This is a genomic window from Pusillimonas sp. SM2304, from assembly GCF_031628915.1.
In the GTDB taxonomy this organism is placed as follows: Bacteria; Pseudomonadota; Gammaproteobacteria; order Burkholderiales; family Burkholderiaceae_B; genus Pusillimonas_C.
Map to the genome: position 1 here is coordinate 961,180 of NZ_JAVLUJ010000001.1, position 15,834 is coordinate 977,013.

Consider the following 15,834-nt stretch of genomic DNA (forward strand, 5'->3'; position numbering starts at 1 on the left):
AGAGCAACTACATGGCTTCCCCTTACATCCCCTTGGGGATTGCAATCGTTGCCGAGGTCATTGCGACGACCGCACTCAAATCATCGGACGGCTTCAATCGGCTCGTTCCAAGCATCGTCGTCATCATCGGCTACGCCCTGGCGTTTTACTGCCTGTCATTGACGCTCAAGACGATTCCTACCGGCATCGCCTACGCGATCTGGTCGGGTGTCGGCATCGTGCTGATCTCCCTGGCCGGCTGGGTGGTTCACAAGCAGGCGCTGGACCTTCCGGCCATACTGGGCCTGAGCCTTATCGTGGCCGGCGTGCTGGTCGTCAACGTGTTTTCCAAAAGCGTTCCACACTAAGCCGCGGCGCACCTTTATCGTCCACAGCAAAAAAAACGCCAGGTTGTGAAACCTGGCGTTTTTGCTGGAGCAAAGCGAAGCGTTACGCTTCGGTGTTGCCTGCGGCGTCGTCAGCAGCCGGCGGCTCCTGGCTTTCCACGACTTCGGCCGGCGTGTCCTCGAAAGGATTGGCCAGGGCGCGAGCGGCTTGACGCTCGGCTGCCTCGTGCGCCTCTTTGTCTTTGCGCGCCATGTGATACGACATGCCGGTACCTGCGGGAATCAGGCGGCCAACGATGACGTTCTCTTTCAGGCCACGCAAATCGTCGCGCTTGCCCATGATCGCCGCTTCGGTCAGGACACGCGTGGTCTCCTGGAACGAAGCCGCGGAAATGAACGAGTCGGTCGACAGCGAGGCCTTGGTGATACCCAGCAGCACGTTGTCGTAGGTTGCGGGGATCTTGCCTTCGGCATCCATGCGGTCGTTTTCATTGAGCAGTTCGGAACGCTCGACCTGTTCACCGGTGATGAAGCTGCTATCGCCGGCATCGGTGATCGTTACACGGCGCAGCATCTGACGCACAATCACTTCAATGTGCTTGTCGTTGATCTTCACGCCCTGCAGACGGTACACGTCCTGAACTTCGTTGACCACATAGCTGGCCAGCCGCTCGATGCCCTGCAGGCGCAGGATGTCGTGCGGATCGGCCGGGCCGTCGACGATCATTTCGCCCTTGTTCACCACCTGGCCGTCGTGCACCAGCACCTGTTTTTCCTTGGGAATCAGGAACTCGTGGCTGACGCCTTCCAGGTCGGTGATGACCAGGCGCTGCTTGCCCTTGGTGTCCTTGCCGAAGGAAACCGTACCCGTGACATCGGCCAGCATGCCGGCGTCTTTGGGCGAACGGGCTTCGAACAGCTCGGCAACGCGAGGCAGACCGCCCGTAATATCGCGGGTTTTCTGCGACTCTTGCGGGATACGCGCCAGCACCTCGCCGACGGTAACCTGCTGGCCGTCGCGAACGGTGATCAGTGCGCCCACCGGGAATGAAATATTCACCGAGTGATCGGTGCCCGAGATCTTGACCTCTTCGCCGGCTTCGTTCAGAAGCTTGATCTGAGGACGCATCATGGTCTTGCCGCCGCGCGTCTTGGGCGTGATGACCACCAGCGTGGACAGGCCGGTGACTTCATCCAGCTGGCGGGCCACCGTGACGCCTTCCTCGATGTTCTCGAAGCGGATCTGACCGGCGTATTCGGACACGATAGGACGCGTCAGCGGGTCCCAGCTGGCCAGGCGCTGGCCGGCCTTCACGGTATCGCCGTCGCCCACGGCGATCGTTGCGCCGTAAGGGATCTTGTGGCGTTCGCGCTCGCGGCGGTTGTCGTCGAAAATGACGATCTCGCCCGAACGGGAAATGGCCACGCGCTCGCCTTTGGCATTGGTGACATAGCGCAAGCCGATGGCAAAGCCGATACTGCCGGCCGACTTGGTTTCAACCGAGCTGGCCATGGCTGCACGCGATGCGGCGCCACCGATGTGGAAGGTACGCATCGTCAGCTGCGTGCCGGGCTCACCGATGGACTGGGCGGCAATCACGCCGACCGCTTCGCCGCGGTTCACCAGGTAGCCGCGGCCCAGGTCGCGGCCATAGCAGTGCGCGCACAGGCCATGACGCGTTTCGCAAGTCAGCGGAGTACGCACCTTGACTTCGTCGACGCCGATGCTGTCGATGTATTCGACCAGGTCTTCGTCCAGCAGGGTTCCCGCTGCAACGGCGGTTTCCTGCGTGTCGGGATTGACGATGTCGACGGCAGCCACGCGGCCCAGGATACGGTCGCGCAGGGGCTCGATGACCTCGCCGCCTTCGACCAGGGCTTTCATGGAGTAGCCGCGTGTCGTGCCGCAATCGGATTCGGTGATGACCAGATCCTGGGTCACGTCGACCAGACGGCGTGTCAGGTAACCCGAGTTTGCCGTCTTCAGCGCGGTATCGGCCAGGCCTTTACGCGCCCCGTGCGTCGAGATGAAGTACTGAAGTACGTTCAAGCCTTCACGGAAGTTGGCGGTAATCGGCGTTTCGATAATCGAACCGTCTGGCTTGGCCATCAGGCCGCGCATCCCGGCCAATTGGCGGATCTGGGCGGCGGAACCCCGCGCGCCCGAGTCGGCCATCATGTAGATCGAGTTGAACGATTCCTGGCGTTCCTCTTCGCCGTGGCGGTTGACCACGGGCTCGGTCGCCAGTTGTTCCATCATGGCCTTGCCGACCTTGTCGCCGGCCTTGCCCCAGATGTCGACCACGTTGTTGTAGCGCTCTTGAGACGTGACCAGACCCGACGAGTACTGCTTGTCGATCTCTTTGACTTCCTTGCTGGCCTGCGCAAGGATGTCTTCCTTGACCGAGGGGATCAGCATGTCGCTCATGGCGATGGAGATACCGCCGCGCGTAGCCAGCCTGAAGCCGGACTGCATGAGCTTGTCGGCGAAGATCACCGTGGCACGCAGACCGCAACGGCGGAACGACTGGTTGATGAGGCGGGAAATTTCTTTCTTTTTCAGCGGGCGGTTCAGCACCGAGAACGGCAGGCCCTGCGGCAGGATTTCCGACAGCAGTGCGCGGCCGACCGTGGTCTCGAAACGCTTGAGCACCGGCTGCCATTGGCCTTCGGCGTCTTTCTCGTACTCGTTCAGGCGCACCGTGATGCGGCTTTGCAGCTCGACTTCGCGGTTGTCATAGGCGCGCTGGACTTCAGCGATGTCCATGAAGAACAGGCCTTCGCCCTTGCCGTTGATGCGTTCGCGCGTCGTGTAGTACAGGCCCAGCACGATGTCTTGCGACGGTACGATGGAGGGTTCGCCGTTGGCGGGGAACAGCACGTTGTTGGACGCGAGCATCAGGGTGCGCGCTTCCAGCTGGGCTTCCAGCGACAGCGGCACGTGAACGGCCATCTGGTCGCCGTCGAAGTCGGCGTTGAAGGCGGCGCAAACCAGCGGATGCAGTTGAATGGCCTTGCCTTCGATCAGCACCGGCTCGAAAGCCTGAATGCCCAGGCGGTGCAGCGTAGGCGCACGGTTGAGCATGACCGGGTGTTCGCGGATGACTTCTTCGAGAATATCCCAGACGACCGGTTCCTGGCTTTCCACCAGCTTCTTGGCGGCCTTGATGGTCGTGGCCAGGCCCATCATTTCAAGACGATTGAAAATGAAAGGCTTGAACAGTTCCAGCGCCATCAGCTTGGGCAGGCCGCACTGGTGCAGCTTGAGCTGAGGACCCACCACAATGACCGAACGGCCGGAGTAGTCGACGCGCTTGCCCAGCAGGTTCTGACGGAAACGGCCGCTCTTGCCCTTGATCATGTCGGCCAGGGACTTGAGCTGGCGCTTGTTGGCGCCGGTCATGGCTTTGCCGCGGCGTCCGTTGTCCAGCAAGGAGTCCACCGATTCCTGCAGCATGCGTTTTTCGTTGCGCAGGATGATGTCGGGGGCCTTGAGCTCCAGCAGGCGCTTCAGGCGGTTGTTGCGGTTGATGACGCGGCGATACAGGTCATTCAGGTCGGACGTGGCGAAACGGCCGCCATCGAGCGGCACCAGCGGACGCAGGTCGGGCGGCAGCACGGGCAGCACTTCCATGACCATCCACTCGGGCTTGATGCCCGATTTCTGGAAGCCTTCCAGCACTTTCAGGCGCTTGGAAATTTTCTTGATCTTGGCGTCGGACGATGTGGCCTTGAGTTCGGCGCGCAGCGTTTCGACATCGCGGTCGATGTCGATGGTGCGCAGCAATTCGCGCACGGCTTCCGCGCCCATCAGGGCGTGGAAGTCGTCGCCGTACTCTTCGGTCTTGGCCAGGAAGTCGTCGTCGGACATGATCTGGCCGCGCTTGAGCGGGGTCATGCCGGGTTCGATCACGCACCATGCTTCAAAATACAGCACGCGTTCGATGTCGCGCAGGGTCATGTCGAGCACCATGCCCAGACGCGAGGGCAGGCTCTTCAGGAACCAGATGTGCGCAACCGGGCTGGCCAGTTCGATATGGCCCATGCGCTCGCGGCGCACTTTGGCCACGGTGACTTCGACACCGCACTTTTCGCAGATCACGCCGCGATGCTTCAGGCGCTTGTACTTTCCGCAAAGGCATTCGTAGTCTTTGATCGGACCGAAGATCTTGGCGCAGAACAGGCCATCGCGCTCGGGCTTGAAAGTACGGTAGTTGATGGTTTCCGGCTTGCGAACCTCGCCGTAAGACCACGACCGCACTTTTTCAGGCGACGCGATACCAATCTTGATGGCATCGAATTGCTCGTCTTGCGAGACTTGTTTGAATAGATCGAGTAGCGCTTTCATTATTTACGCTCCAAATCCATGTCCAGGGACAGGGATCTAATTTCTTTGACCAGAACGTTGAACGACTCAGGCATGCCGGCATCGATGACGTGGTCGCCCTTGACGATGTTCTCGTACACTTTGGTGCGGCCGGAGATGTCGTCGGACTTGACCGTGAGCATCTCTTGCAGCGTGTACGAAGCACCGTAGGCTTCCAGCGCCCAGACTTCCATCTCGCCGAAACGCTGGCCGCCGAACTGGGCTTTACCGCCCAGGGGCTGCTGCGTCACGAGCGAGTAAGGTCCGGTCGAGCGGGCATGCATCTTGTCGTCAACCAGGTGATGCAGCTTCAGGTAGTGCATATAACCGATGGTGACCGGGCGCTCGAACTGCTCGCCCGTGCGGCCGTCGAACAGCCATGCCTGCGAACGCGTGGGCGTCAGCTTCAGGCGGTCCGCGATGTCGTCCGGGTAGGCCAATTCGAGCATCTGGGTGATTTCCCCTTCGGTCGCCCCGTCGAAAACCGGTGTCGCAAGCGGCACGCCGTTCTTCAGGTTACGGGCCATTTCGACCACTTCGTCGTCGGACAGCTCGCCGATGCGCGCGCCGGCCCCGGTGGTGTTGTAGACCTTTTCCAGATAGCCGCGAATATTCTTGACCTGAATATTCTTTTCGTCCTGAAGCATGTCGGCGATGCGATAACCCACCCCCTTGGCCGCCCAGCCCAGGTGGACTTCGAGCACCTGCCCGACGTTCATCCGGGAAGGCACGCCCAGCGGGTTCAGTACGATGTCGGCAGGGGTGCCGTCGGCCATGTGCGGCATGTCTTCAACCGGCGTGATACGCGAGACCACGCCCTTGTTGCCGTGACGGCCGGCCATCTTGTCGCCCGGCTGCAAGCGGCGCTTGACGGCCAGGTAGACCTTGATCATCTTCAGCACGCCTGGAGGCAATTCGTCGCCCTGCGTGAGCTTCTTGCGCTTTTCCTCGAAGGCCAGGTCGAATTGATGGCGCTTCTGTTCGAGCGATTCCTTGGCCTGCTCCAGCACCACGGCGTGCTCTTCATCCGCCAGGCGGATGTCGAACCACTGCCAGCGATCCAGGTCGGTCAGGTAGGCCTTGTCGAGCGCCGAACCCTTGGCCAGCTTGCGCGGGCCGCCGTTGACGGTCTTGCCGACCAGGAACTTGCCGATACGGTCGAACGTATCGTCTTCGACGATGCGCAGCTGATCGTTCAGATCCTGGCGATAGCGGCGCAGTTCGTCGTCGATGATGGATTGCGCACGCTTGTCGCGCTCGATGCCTTCACGGGTGAAGACCTGGACGTCGATCACCGTGCCCACCATGCCCGAAGGCACGCGCAGCGAGGTGTCTTTGACGTCGGAAGCTTTTTCACCAAAGATGGCGCGCAGCAGTTTTTCTTCCGGCGTCAGCTGGGTTTCGCCCTTGGGCGTGACCTTGCCGACCAGCACGTCGTCGGCGCGCACTTCGGCGCCGATGTAGACAATGCCGGAGTCATCCAGGCGGTTCAACTGGGTTTCGGCCAGGTTGCTGATGTCGCGCGTGATTTCTTCGGCGCCCAGCTTGGTATCGCGGGCAACGACCGTCAGTTCTTCGATGTGAATCGAGGTGTAGCGGTCGTCGGCCACGATTTTTTCGGAGATCAGGATCGAGTCTTCGAAGTTATAGCCGTTCCAGGGCATGAACGCGATCAGCATGTTCTGCCCCAACGCCAACTCGCCCAGGTCGGTCGAGGCGCCGTCGGCCAGGACGTCGCCGCGCGCCACGTGATCGCCACGCTTGACGATGGGACGCTGGTTGATGTTGGTGTTCTGGTTGGAACGCGTGTACTTGATGAGGTTGTAGATGTCTACACCCACTTCGCCGGCCACGTTTTCGTCATCGTTCACGCGGATCACCACACGCTCGGCATCGACATGATCGACGATACCGCCGCGAACCGCCTGCACGGTGGTGCCCGAGTCGACCGCAACGGTGCGCTCGATGCCGGTGCCCACCAGCGGTTTTTCGGGGCGCAGGCAAGGGACGGCCTGGCGCTGCATGTTGGCGCCCATCAAGGCCCGGTTCGCGTCGTCGTGCTCAAGGAAGGGAATGAGCGATGCGGCCACGGAAACGATCTGCGACGGTGCGACGTCCATGTAGTGCACGTTGGACGGTGCGGTCAGCATGGTTTCACCAGCCTGGCGGCAAGCGACCAGGTCATCGACAAAGCGGCCTTCCGCGTCAAGCTCGGCGTTGGCCTGGGCAATGACGTAGTTGCTTTCCTCGATGGCCGACAGGTAGTCGATCTGCTCGCTGACCTTGCCCTCGATAATCTTGCGATACGGGGTTTCCAGGAAGCCGTACTCGTTCAGGCGCGCATACAGCGCCATGGAGTTGATCAGGCCGATGTTCGGACCTTCAGGCGTTTCGATCGGGCAAACGCGGCCGTAGTGCGTGGGATGCACGTCGCGCACTTCGAAGCCGGCGCGCTCGCGGGTCAGACCGCCGGGGCCCAAGGCCGATACACGGCGCTTGTGCGTGATCTCGGACAGCGGATTGGTCTGATCCATGAACTGCGACAGCTGGCTGGAGCCGAAGAACTCTTTGATCGCGGCCGAGATCGGCTTGGAGTTGATCAGGTCATGCGGCATGAGGTTTTCGGTCTCTGCCTGGCCCAGACGTTCTTTGACGGCGCGCTCGACACGCACCAGACCGGCGCGGAACTGGTTTTCGGCCAATTCGCCGACACAGCGCACGCGGCGATTGCCCAGGTGATCGATATCGTCGATCTGGCCACGGCCGTTACGCAGTTCGACCAGTACCTTGATGGTTTCAAGAATGTCTTCGTTGGTCAGCGTCATGGGACCGGTGATGTCTTCGCCACGGCCTAGACGGCTGTTGACCTTCATGCGGCCCACGCGCGACAGATCGTAGGCTTCTTCGCTGTAGAACAAGCGCTGGAACAGGGCTTCGACGGCGTCCTCGGTAGGCGGCTCGCCAGGACGCATCATGCGGTAGATGGCAACGCGCGCAGCCATCTGATCCACGGTTTCGTCCGTGCGCAGCGTTTGCGAAATATAGCCGCCGCGGTCCAGGTCGTTGATGTACAGCGTTTGGATTTCGCGGATATTCGCGGCGCGGATGTCGGCCAGAATGGTTTCCGTGATCTCGTCGTTGGCATTGGCGATGATTTCGCCCGTTTCGGGGTTGACCACGCCCTTGGCCAGAATCCGGCCCAGCAGGAAATCCTCGGGCACGGAAATGCGCTCGACCTTGGCGTTGGCCAGGTCGCGCAGGTGCTTGGCGTTGATGCGCTTGTCTTTTTCGACAATGACCGCGCCGGAGCGATCGGTGATGTCGAAATGCGCCACTTCGCCCTTCCAGCGCTCGGACACGAACTCGAGCATGCCGCCTTCGTTGTGGATCTCGACGTTGTCGAAGTCCGAGAAGTAGGCCAGGATGGCTTCCGGCGTCATGCCAATGGCTTTCAGCAGGATGGTGACGGGCATCTTGCGGCGACGGTCGACACGGAAGAACAGGATGTCTTTCGGGTCGAACTCGAAGTCGAGCCAGGAGCCGCGGTAGGGGATCACGCGTGCCGAGAACAGCAGCTTGCCCGAACTGTGGGTTTTGCCGCGGTCATGTTCGAAGAAGACACCCGGCGACCGGTGCAGCTGCGATACGATCACGCGCTCGGTGCCGTTGATGACGAACGAGCCGGTGTTGGTCATGAGCGGAATTTCGCCCATGTACACTTCCTGCTCTTTGACTTCCTTGATGGTGGGTTTGCTGACTTCGCGATCCATCAGGACCAGGCGCACCTTGGCGCGCAGCGGCGAAGCATAGGTCAGGCCGCGCAGTTGACATTCTTTGACGTCGAACACGGGTTCACCAAGCACGTAGCTCACGAACTCCAGGCGCGCCATCTGATTATGGCTTACGATCGGAAAAATTGAACTGAAAGCCGCTTGCAGGCCTTCTTCTTTGCGTTTGGATGGTGTAGTATCCGCCTGCAAAAATGTTTTAAATGATTGCAGTTGAGTCGCCAAAAGGTAAGGGACGTCCTGGACGTCTTCACGCTTGGCGAAGCTCTTGCGTATGCGCTTTTTTTCGGTATACGAATAAGGCATGAGCACTCCGACTCGAGGGTTACATGGGCCGTCAACCACGGCCCTGGTTTACGACTCCAGAAAACCCCACTCGGGACAATAACCGCACCGGAATCGCGGGTTTTCTGGAAACGCAAAAGCCCGGGAGGGCCAAAGCCTTCCCGGGCAAGCAGGAAAAGTCTTACTTGAGTTCGACTTTTGCGCCAGCTTCTTCAAGCTTTTTCTGTGCAGCTTCGGCGTCGGCTTTGGCCAGGCCTTCTTTAACGGGCTTGGGAGCGCCGTCAACCAGGTCCTTGGCTTCTTTCAGGCCCAGACCGGTGATTTCGCGCACGGCCTTGATGACGCTGACCTTGTTGGCGCCGACTTCAGCCAGAACAACGGTGAACTCGGTTTGCTCTTCAGCAGCGGCGGCAGCGCCACCGGCAGCGGGAGCAGCCACAGCCACAGCGGCGGCAGCAGCCGACACGCCAAATTTTTCTTCCATTTCCTTGATCAGCTCGGACAATTCGAGCACGGTCATGCTAGCGATAGCGTCAAGGATTTCAGCTTTGCTTAATGCCATTTTAAGAACTCCAAATATTGATAAATGCCAGGGTTGGGTGTCGCTCGGTTCGACGAAATTCCGGGCGGCTGCTTACGCGGCCGCTTTTTGATCGCGCACAGCAGCAAGGCCGCGGGCGAACTTGGTTGGAACTTCGTTGAGCGTACGCACAAATTGCGTGACGGGTGCTTGCATCGTACCCATAAGTTTCGAAAGCAACTCTTCGCGGGAAGGCATCGTGGCCAAAGCCTTTACGCCATCCTGGTCCAACAGGCTGTTGGGCAATGCCCCGCCTTTGATAACCAGCTTTTCGTTGGTCTTTGCGAAACCGGCAAGTACTTTTGCCGCCGAGACTGGATCGGCGCTGACCGCATAGATCAGCGGACCGGTCAACTGGGCTGTGAGCTCCTCGTAGGGAGTTCCAGCCACAGCGCGACGGACTAGCGTGTTCTTCAGAACACGCAAATACACACCCGACTCACGCGCAGTTTTGCGCAATACGGTAACAGAGGCGACGTCCAGACCACGGTACTCAGCGATAATGATCGATTGCGCCTTTGCAACTTCTGCAGAGACCTCTTCGATAACTACCGCTTTCTCTTTACGATTGAGACTCACGGTTTGAACACTCCATCAAATGACGCATGGGAGGGTCCCTTGCGTCTACCGAATGCGGCGCACCTGGTCGAGTTCTTCATACAACAAGAAATCTTCCATGGGACGCCGTCTGCGCTGGAATCAAACTGCGAACAGTCTGAAATTAAGCCTGGCCCTGGCGTACGAGTACGTTAATGGCCCGGCTCCAGCGGTCTTTGACAGCAATGCCTGGAGAATCCCAGGCACAGCCCAAAGTTCTGTTTCCGGCAGCGCTTACGCCGCCAGAGAAGCTATTTCTACGCGCGCACCGCCGCCCATGGTGGACGAAACGGCCAGCTTGCGCAGGTACACACCCTTGGCGGCAGCGGGACGGGCCTTGTTCAAGGCTTCGACCAGCGCGGCAAGGTTGGTTTGCAGTTGTTCGACGCCGAAAGAGGCGCGGCCGATGGTGGCGTGGATAATACCGGCCTTGTCGGTACGGTACTGAACCTGGCCTGCCTTGGCATTCTTGACCGCCGTGGCGACGTCGGGCGTCACCGTGCCGACCTTGGGGTTGGGCATCAGGCCGCGGGGACCCAGCACCTGGCCCAGGGCGCCGACGATACGCATTGTGTCGGGCGAAGCGATCAGGATGTCGAAATCGATCTGGCCACCCTTGATGGTTTCAGCCAGGTCTTCCATGCCGACGATATCGGCGCCGGCAGCCTTGGCGGCTTCAGCCTTGTCGCCTTGGGCGAACACGGCAACCCGCACCGATTTTCCGGTGCCGGCGGGCAGGACGACCGAGCCACGGACGAGCTGGTCGGACTTCTTGGGGTCGATGCCCAACTGCACGGCCACGTCGATGGACTCATCGAATTTGGCGGTGGCGGTTTCCTTGACCAGGGTCAACGCTTCGGCAACAGGGTAGAACTTGTTGCGATCGATCTTGGCGGCAATAGCGGCCGCGCGCTTGTTCAACTTGGCCATGCTTATACCCCTTCAACCGTGATGCCCATGCTGCGAGCGCTGCCAGCGATCGTGCGAACAGCGGCGTCCAGATCGGCGGCTGTCAGGTCGGGCGTTTTGGTCTTGGCGATTTCTTCAGCTTGAGCGCGCGTCAACACACCGACTTTGTCGAGGTTGGGACGTGCCGAGCCCTTCTGCACACCACTGGCCTTTTTGATCAGGATGGTGGCAGGCGGCGTCTTCATGATGAAGGTGAAGCTCTTGTCTGCGTAGGCGGTAATGACCACAGGAATGGGCAAACCCGGCTCGACGCCTTGGGTTTTGGCGTTGAACGCCTTGCAGAATTCCATGATGTTCAGACCGCGCTGACCCAGCGCCGGACCGATAGGGGGTGAGGGATTAGCCTTACCAGCTGGTACTTGCAGCTTGATAAAGCCGACGATTTTCTTCGCCATGCTTAGCTCCTTGCGGGTTCAAACACCGGCGCGCTGTGCGCGGACGGCTCCCCGGGGTTGAAAATTCAGGTTTTTTCGACCTGACCAAAATCGAGTTCGACAGGGGTGGCGCGGCCAAAAATGGTGACCGAGACACGCACTTTGCTTTTCTCGTAGTTGACTTCTTCGACGTTGCCGTTGAAGTCTGCAAACGGGCCTTCTTTGACGCGGACCATTTCGCCCACCTCGAAAAGGACTTTGGGCTTCGGTTTTTCGACGCCCTCTTCCATTTGCGACAGAATTTTTTCGACTTCGCGCTCGGATATCGGCGCGGGACGGTTACCGGAACCGCCCAGAAAACCGGTTACCCGGTTGGTATTCTTGACCAAGTGCCAGGTTTCGTCAGTGAGGTCCATTTCGACCAGCACGTAACCCGGGAAAATACGGCGTTCGGTAATGGATTTCTTACCGCCCTTTACTTCGACGACTTCTTCGGAGGGAACCAGAATCCGTCCGAAGGATGTTTCCAGCCCTGCACGCTCGATACGCTCGACGAGCGCTTTGTGCACGCTTTTTTCCATACCGGAATAAACGTGGACGACATACCAACGCTTGCTCATGTGTGTCCTTTATTTCCAGCCCAGCAGCAGGCCATAAATGACCCACTCAAGACCTTTGTCGACGACCCACAACAAGAGTCCCATCACAATCACAAATACAAAGACGATACCCGTCATTTGTATGGACTCTTTGCGCGTCGGCCAGACAACACGCTTCACTTCGTTATAGGAATCGCGCCCAAAACTCAAGGTGCGGCGCCCGGGCTCGCTGAACCATGCGATGACGGCGGCGACAACCAGGCTGCCGATGAACACACCGACGCGCGCGATGGTTGGCTGGTCTTCGAGCATCGAATAGCCGACGATGCCGGCCACGATAACAAGCACCGCCAGACCCAGCTTGACGCGATCTGTGCTACTGGTAACGGTTTCTACGTTGCTATTCGACATATTCCGGCATGTGGCGCCGCGTGGGCGGCTGCGATGTGACTGACTGTGTGGCAGGGGCAGTAGGAATCGAACCTACAACCTTCGGTTTTGGAGACCGACGCTCTGCCAATTGAGCTATACCCCTAGACCCTGAAAGCGATGACACCTTATGACGCCATCGCCCTTTACAACAAAAGCGGAGGAGCGCATAGCGCCCGTCCGCAATACAACTTGACGCTTACTTAGTGATGCTGGCGACGACGCCTGCGCCCACGGTACGGCCGCCTTCGCGAATAGCGAAGCGCAGGCCCTCTTCCATGGCGATCGGCGCGATCAGGCTCACCTTCATCGACACGTTATCGCCTGGCAGGACCATTTCCTTGTCCGCCGGCAGCTCGATCGTGCCCGTCACGTCCGTCGTACGGAAGTAGAACTGGGGACGATAGCCCTGGAAGAACGGCGTGTGACGGCCACCCTCGTCCTTGGACAGAATGTACACCTCGGCCGAGAAGTCCGTGTGCGGCTTGATCGAGCCGGGCTTGGCCAGCACCTGGCCGCGCTCGACGTCTTCGCGCTTGGTGCCGCGCAGCAAGATACCCACGTTATCGCCCGCCTCGCCCTGATCGAGCAGCTTGCGGAACATCTCTACGCCCGTGCACGTGGTCTTGACCGTGTCCTTGATGCCCACGATCTCGATTTCCTCGCCCACCTTGACGATACCGCGCTCGATACGGCCTGTGACCACCGTGCCGCGACCCGAGATCGAGAACACGTCCTCGACCGGCATCAGGAACGTGCCGTCCACCGCGCGCTCGGGCGTGGGGATGTACGTGTCCAGCGCTTCGGCCAGCTTCAGGATCGCTTCCTTGCCCAGCGGGCCTTCGTCGCCTTCGAGCGCCAGCTTGGCAGAGCCCTTGACGATCGGCGTGTCATCGCCCGGAAAGTCGTACTTCGAGAGCAGTTCGCGCACTTCCATCTCGACCAGCTCGAGCAGCTCTTCGTCATCGACCATGTCGGCCTTGTTCAGGAACACGATGATGTAAGGCACGCCCACCTGGCGCGACAGCAGGATGTGCTCGCGCGTTTGCGGCATGGGGCCGTCAGCGGCCGATACCACCAGAATGGCGCCGTCCATTTGCGCCGCGCCCGTGATCATGTTCTTGACATAGTCAGCGTGGCCCGGGCAGTCAACGTGCGCGTAGTGGCGCGCGGCCGTTTCGTACTCAACGTGCGAGGTGTTGATCGTGATACCGCGCGCCTTCTCTTCGGGCGCCGCGTCGATCTGATCGTAACCCTTGGCCTCGCCCGACCCGAAGGCCTTGGCCAGCACCGTGGTGATTGCCGCTGTAAGCGTGGTCTTGCCGTGGTCAACGTGCCCGATCGTACCTACGTTTACGTGCGGTTTGGTCCGTTCAAACTTACCTTTTGCCATGGCTGACACTCCTGACTATGGAATTAGAGCTATAAATAAAAATAAAAGTTTTTGGTGCCCATGACGCGGATCGAACGCGTGACCTCTCCCTTACCAAGGGAGTGCTCTACCACTGAGCCACATGGGCAACTGCTTTGTTGCTTTCCGCCCCTTGCGGGGCGAAATTCGAAAAACTGTACTGGAGCGGGTGAAGGGAATCGAACCCTCATCATCAGCTTGGAAGGCTGTTGCTCTACCATTGAGCTACACCCGCGAAGATTCGTTTCACCAGCGCCGCTGTTTTGCTGCTGTATTTACTGTGCTGCCGCATGGCCAAGTGGTGTGGCAATACGCAAAATCACAATGCTGCTGGTGGTGGGAGTTGGATTCGAACCAACGTAGGCGCAAGGCCAACAGATTTACAGTCTGCCCCCTTTAACCACTCGGGCATCCCACCAAAAGCGAACTCCGAATTATGCAGGGTTTTTTAGACCCTGTCAAATACCTATTGACGACGGGACAAGAGTCAGAAGTAGGTCAACCCGACCGAGACGATGGCCCCCGTCACGAACAGCTGGATCAGGCAATAGCCCATGATGTCCTTGGCCTTGAGACCCGCTATGGCGAGCACCGGCAGCGCCCAGAAGGGCTGCAGCAGATTGGTCCAGGCATCCCCCCAGGCAACGGCCATCGCAACACGCGGCATGTCGGCGCCCAGCGCCTGGGCCGTGGCAATGACGACCGGGCTTTGCACCGCCCATTGACCGCCGCCCGAAGGGATGAAGATATTGACGATCCCGGCGCTCATGAACGTCCAGAACGGCAGGCTATCGGCCGTGGCGAACGAGGTCATCCAGTCCGACAGGGTAGTTGCCAGGCCCGAATGCATGATGATGGCCATAATGCCCGCATAGAAGGGAAACTGGATCACGATGCCCGCCGCCCCCTTGATGGCTTCGTCCAGGCTATCGAGCAGGTTGCGGGCATTGCCGTGCAGCACGATCGCCAGGAACAGAAAAGTGAAGTTGATGATATTCAGATTCAGACCGCCGCCGCGCACGACGTAGTAATCGAAAATATAGGCAAGGCCCGCTACGCCGATCAGCAGCGACAGGATTTTGCTGTTTTCCAGCCTGGCTGCGGGGCGATTGTCCTTCTCGCCCGCCGCAACCGCTTCATTCAGCTTGCTTTCTTCAACATAGATGCTGTCTTTCTCGTCCGGCATCATGAACCGGTTGACCAATGGCACCATAATGAACATGACCAGGATGATCAACAGGTTATAGGTCGAGAATATGGTGTCGCTGGTGGAAATCAGGCCGATCTTGTCTGCCTGGAAATGCCCTTCGGTGGCAATGGTCAGTGGAATCGAGCCGGCCAGGCCGCCGTGCCACACGACAAAGCCCGAATACGCGCTGGCGACCAGCAAACGGTAGTCGACCCGCACCGTGCGGGCCAATTGCTTGGCGAATAGCGCGCTGACCACCAGGCCGAAGCCCCAGTTGATCCAGTTGGCGATCAATGCAACGACGGTGACCAGGATAATGGCCGAACCGGGCGTTTTCGCCAAACGGGCCAGCACCGCCAGCACACGCTTGATCAATGGCGTACTGGCCATCATGTAGCCGGCGACCAGCACCAGCACCATTTGCATGGTAAAGCCCAGCAGCCCCCAGAACCCATCGCCCCACATGGTGACGATTTCCATCGGCGTCTTGCTTTCGACCAGAACCGCCGACACGCCGGCGAACAGGGTCAGCAATATGACGAAAATATACGGATCGGGCAAATAGCGCTCTACCAGTTTGACTGATGAGCGAGTCAAGGCTTTAAACATGTTGAATTCTTGTTCCTGTCGATATGAATAGATACGCAATCCGCCTGAAGCCGCCGCAGCACAGCCAGCCTGCACACACAATCCTTGCGCACTTGGCCGCGTGCGCTGACAAATCATGGGATGAGCTTTGCAGACGGCCCGGCTTGGCCGGAAAGCGTGATCACAAGCTGGATGTTCCTCGCGTCAGGAAAGACGCCGACGGAATCCTACCACGCACGAAGCGGGAAACAAGGGTAATCCCGATTGGTATTTACCCTTGTTTCCCGCATAAAAAGAAGGGATGCTTGATGAAAGGCAAGCTCAAGCCCGGCC

General features: G+C 59.4%; 11 protein-coding genes and 4 tRNA genes. 1 reads left to right on the forward strand and 14 read right to left on the reverse strand.

Going from position 1 to position 15,834, the window contains the following annotated elements; all coding sequences use genetic code 11:
* Positions 1-11: 11 nt before the first annotated feature.
* The gene (locus RE432_RS04445; RefSeq protein WP_310932015.1) at positions 12-347 is read left to right on the forward strand and encodes an SMR family transporter; all 336 of its coding nucleotides are present in this window, start codon (positions 12-14) and stop codon (positions 345-347) included.
* An 82-nt stretch (positions 348-429) separates the two neighbouring features.
* On the opposite strand, the gene rpoC is transcribed toward RE432_RS04445, so the two are convergent.
* The 14 genes from rpoC to RE432_RS04515 all read right to left on the reverse strand — a co-directional run bounded on the left by rpoC (position 430) and on the right by RE432_RS04515 (position 15,522).
* On the reverse strand, positions 430-4,674 hold the full coding sequence (rpoC, locus tag RE432_RS04450; RefSeq protein ID WP_310932016.1) for a DNA-directed RNA polymerase subunit beta': 4,245 nt from the start codon (positions 4,672-4,674) through the stop codon (positions 430-432).
* Positions 4,674-8,786, reverse strand: a complete 4,113-nt coding sequence (gene rpoB / locus RE432_RS04455) for a DNA-directed RNA polymerase subunit beta (RefSeq protein WP_310932018.1) — start codon at positions 8,784-8,786, stop codon at positions 4,674-4,676. Before rpoB ends, rpoC begins: the two co-directional genes overlap by 1 nt.
* A gap of 160 nt (positions 8,787-8,946) precedes the next feature.
* Positions 8,947-9,327 (reverse strand): 50S ribosomal protein L7/L12, encoded by a 381-nt coding sequence (gene rplL, locus RE432_RS04460; RefSeq protein WP_013743974.1) that lies wholly within the window; start codon positions 9,325-9,327, stop codon positions 8,947-8,949.
* 72 nt (positions 9,328-9,399) lie between these two features.
* Positions 9,400-9,924 (reverse strand): 50S ribosomal protein L10, encoded by a 525-nt coding sequence (rplJ, locus tag RE432_RS04465; RefSeq protein ID WP_310932020.1) that lies wholly within the window; start codon positions 9,922-9,924, stop codon positions 9,400-9,402.
* Positions 9,925-10,176: 252 nt separating this feature from the next.
* On the reverse strand, positions 10,177-10,872 hold the full coding sequence (gene rplA / locus RE432_RS04470; protein ID WP_310932021.1) for a 50S ribosomal protein L1: 696 nt from the start codon (positions 10,870-10,872) through the stop codon (positions 10,177-10,179).
* 2 nt (positions 10,873-10,874) lie between these two features.
* Positions 10,875-11,306 carry a 50S ribosomal protein L11 gene (gene rplK / locus RE432_RS04475; RefSeq protein WP_013743977.1) on the reverse strand — a complete coding sequence of 144 codons (432 nt, stop codon included), beginning with the start codon at positions 11,304-11,306 and terminating at the stop codon, positions 10,875-10,877.
* A gap of 65 nt (positions 11,307-11,371) precedes the next feature.
* Entirely contained in the window at positions 11,372-11,905 is a 534-nt protein-coding gene (nusG, locus tag RE432_RS04480; protein ID WP_310932023.1) for a transcription termination/antitermination protein NusG, read from the reverse strand.
* Positions 11,906-11,914: 9 nt separating this feature from the next.
* A complete protein-coding gene (gene secE / locus RE432_RS04485; RefSeq protein ID WP_310932024.1) occupies positions 11,915-12,295 on the reverse strand; it encodes a preprotein translocase subunit SecE in 381 nt (126 codons plus the stop codon).
* A 48-nt stretch (positions 12,296-12,343) separates the two neighbouring features.
* Positions 12,344-12,419: transfer RNA gene (locus RE432_RS04490), tRNA-Trp, on the reverse strand.
* Between the two features lie 93 nt (positions 12,420-12,512).
* Positions 12,513-13,706: an elongation factor Tu gene (gene tuf / locus RE432_RS04495; RefSeq protein ID WP_310932007.1), complete on the reverse strand. Its 1,194-nt coding sequence runs from the start codon at positions 13,704-13,706 to the stop codon at positions 12,513-12,515.
* Between the two features lie 52 nt (positions 13,707-13,758).
* A tRNA-Thr gene (locus tag RE432_RS04500) sits at positions 13,759-13,833 on the reverse strand.
* Between the two features lie 52 nt (positions 13,834-13,885).
* Positions 13,886-13,959, reverse strand: a tRNA-Gly gene (locus RE432_RS04505).
* Positions 13,960-14,055: 96 nt separating this feature from the next.
* Positions 14,056-14,142: transfer RNA gene (locus RE432_RS04510), tRNA-Tyr, on the reverse strand.
* A 69-nt stretch (positions 14,143-14,211) separates the two neighbouring features.
* A complete protein-coding gene (locus RE432_RS04515; RefSeq protein WP_310932025.1) occupies positions 14,212-15,522 on the reverse strand; it encodes a short-chain fatty acid transporter in 1,311 nt (436 codons plus the stop codon).
* Between the last annotated feature and the right edge of the window lie 312 nt (positions 15,523-15,834).

Excerpts from the sequence above, each read along its gene's own strand:
- rplK (WP_013743977.1), bottom strand. The coding sequence starts at position 11,306 with ATGGCGAAGAAAATCGTCGGCTTTATCAAGCTGCAAGTACCAGCTGGT.
- rpoB (WP_310932018.1), bottom strand. The coding sequence starts at position 8,786 with ATGCCTTATTCGTATACCGAAAAAAAGCGCATACGCAAGAGCTTCGCC.
- rplL (WP_013743974.1), bottom strand. The coding sequence starts at position 9,327 with ATGGCATTAAGCAAAGCTGAAATCCTTGACGCTATCGCTAGCATGACC.
- RE432_RS04515 (WP_310932025.1), bottom strand. The coding sequence starts at position 15,522 with ATGTTTAAAGCCTTGACTCGCTCATCAGTCAAACTGGTAGAGCGCTAT.
- rpoC (WP_310932016.1), bottom strand. The coding sequence starts at position 4,674 with ATGAAAGCGCTACTCGATCTATTCAAACAAGTCTCGCAAGACGAGCAA.
- rplA (WP_310932021.1), bottom strand. The coding sequence starts at position 10,872 with ATGGCCAAGTTGAACAAGCGCGCGGCCGCTATTGCCGCCAAGATCGAT.
- RE432_RS04445 (WP_310932015.1), top strand. The coding sequence starts at position 12 with ATGGCTTCCCCTTACATCCCCTTGGGGATTGCAATCGTTGCCGAGGTC.
- tuf (WP_310932007.1), bottom strand. The coding sequence starts at position 13,706 with ATGGCAAAAGGTAAGTTTGAACGGACCAAACCGCACGTAAACGTAGGT.
- nusG (WP_310932023.1), bottom strand. The coding sequence starts at position 11,905 with ATGAGCAAGCGTTGGTATGTCGTCCACGTTTATTCCGGTATGGAAAAA.
- secE (WP_310932024.1), bottom strand. The coding sequence starts at position 12,295 with ATGTCGAATAGCAACGTAGAAACCGTTACCAGTAGCACAGATCGCGTC.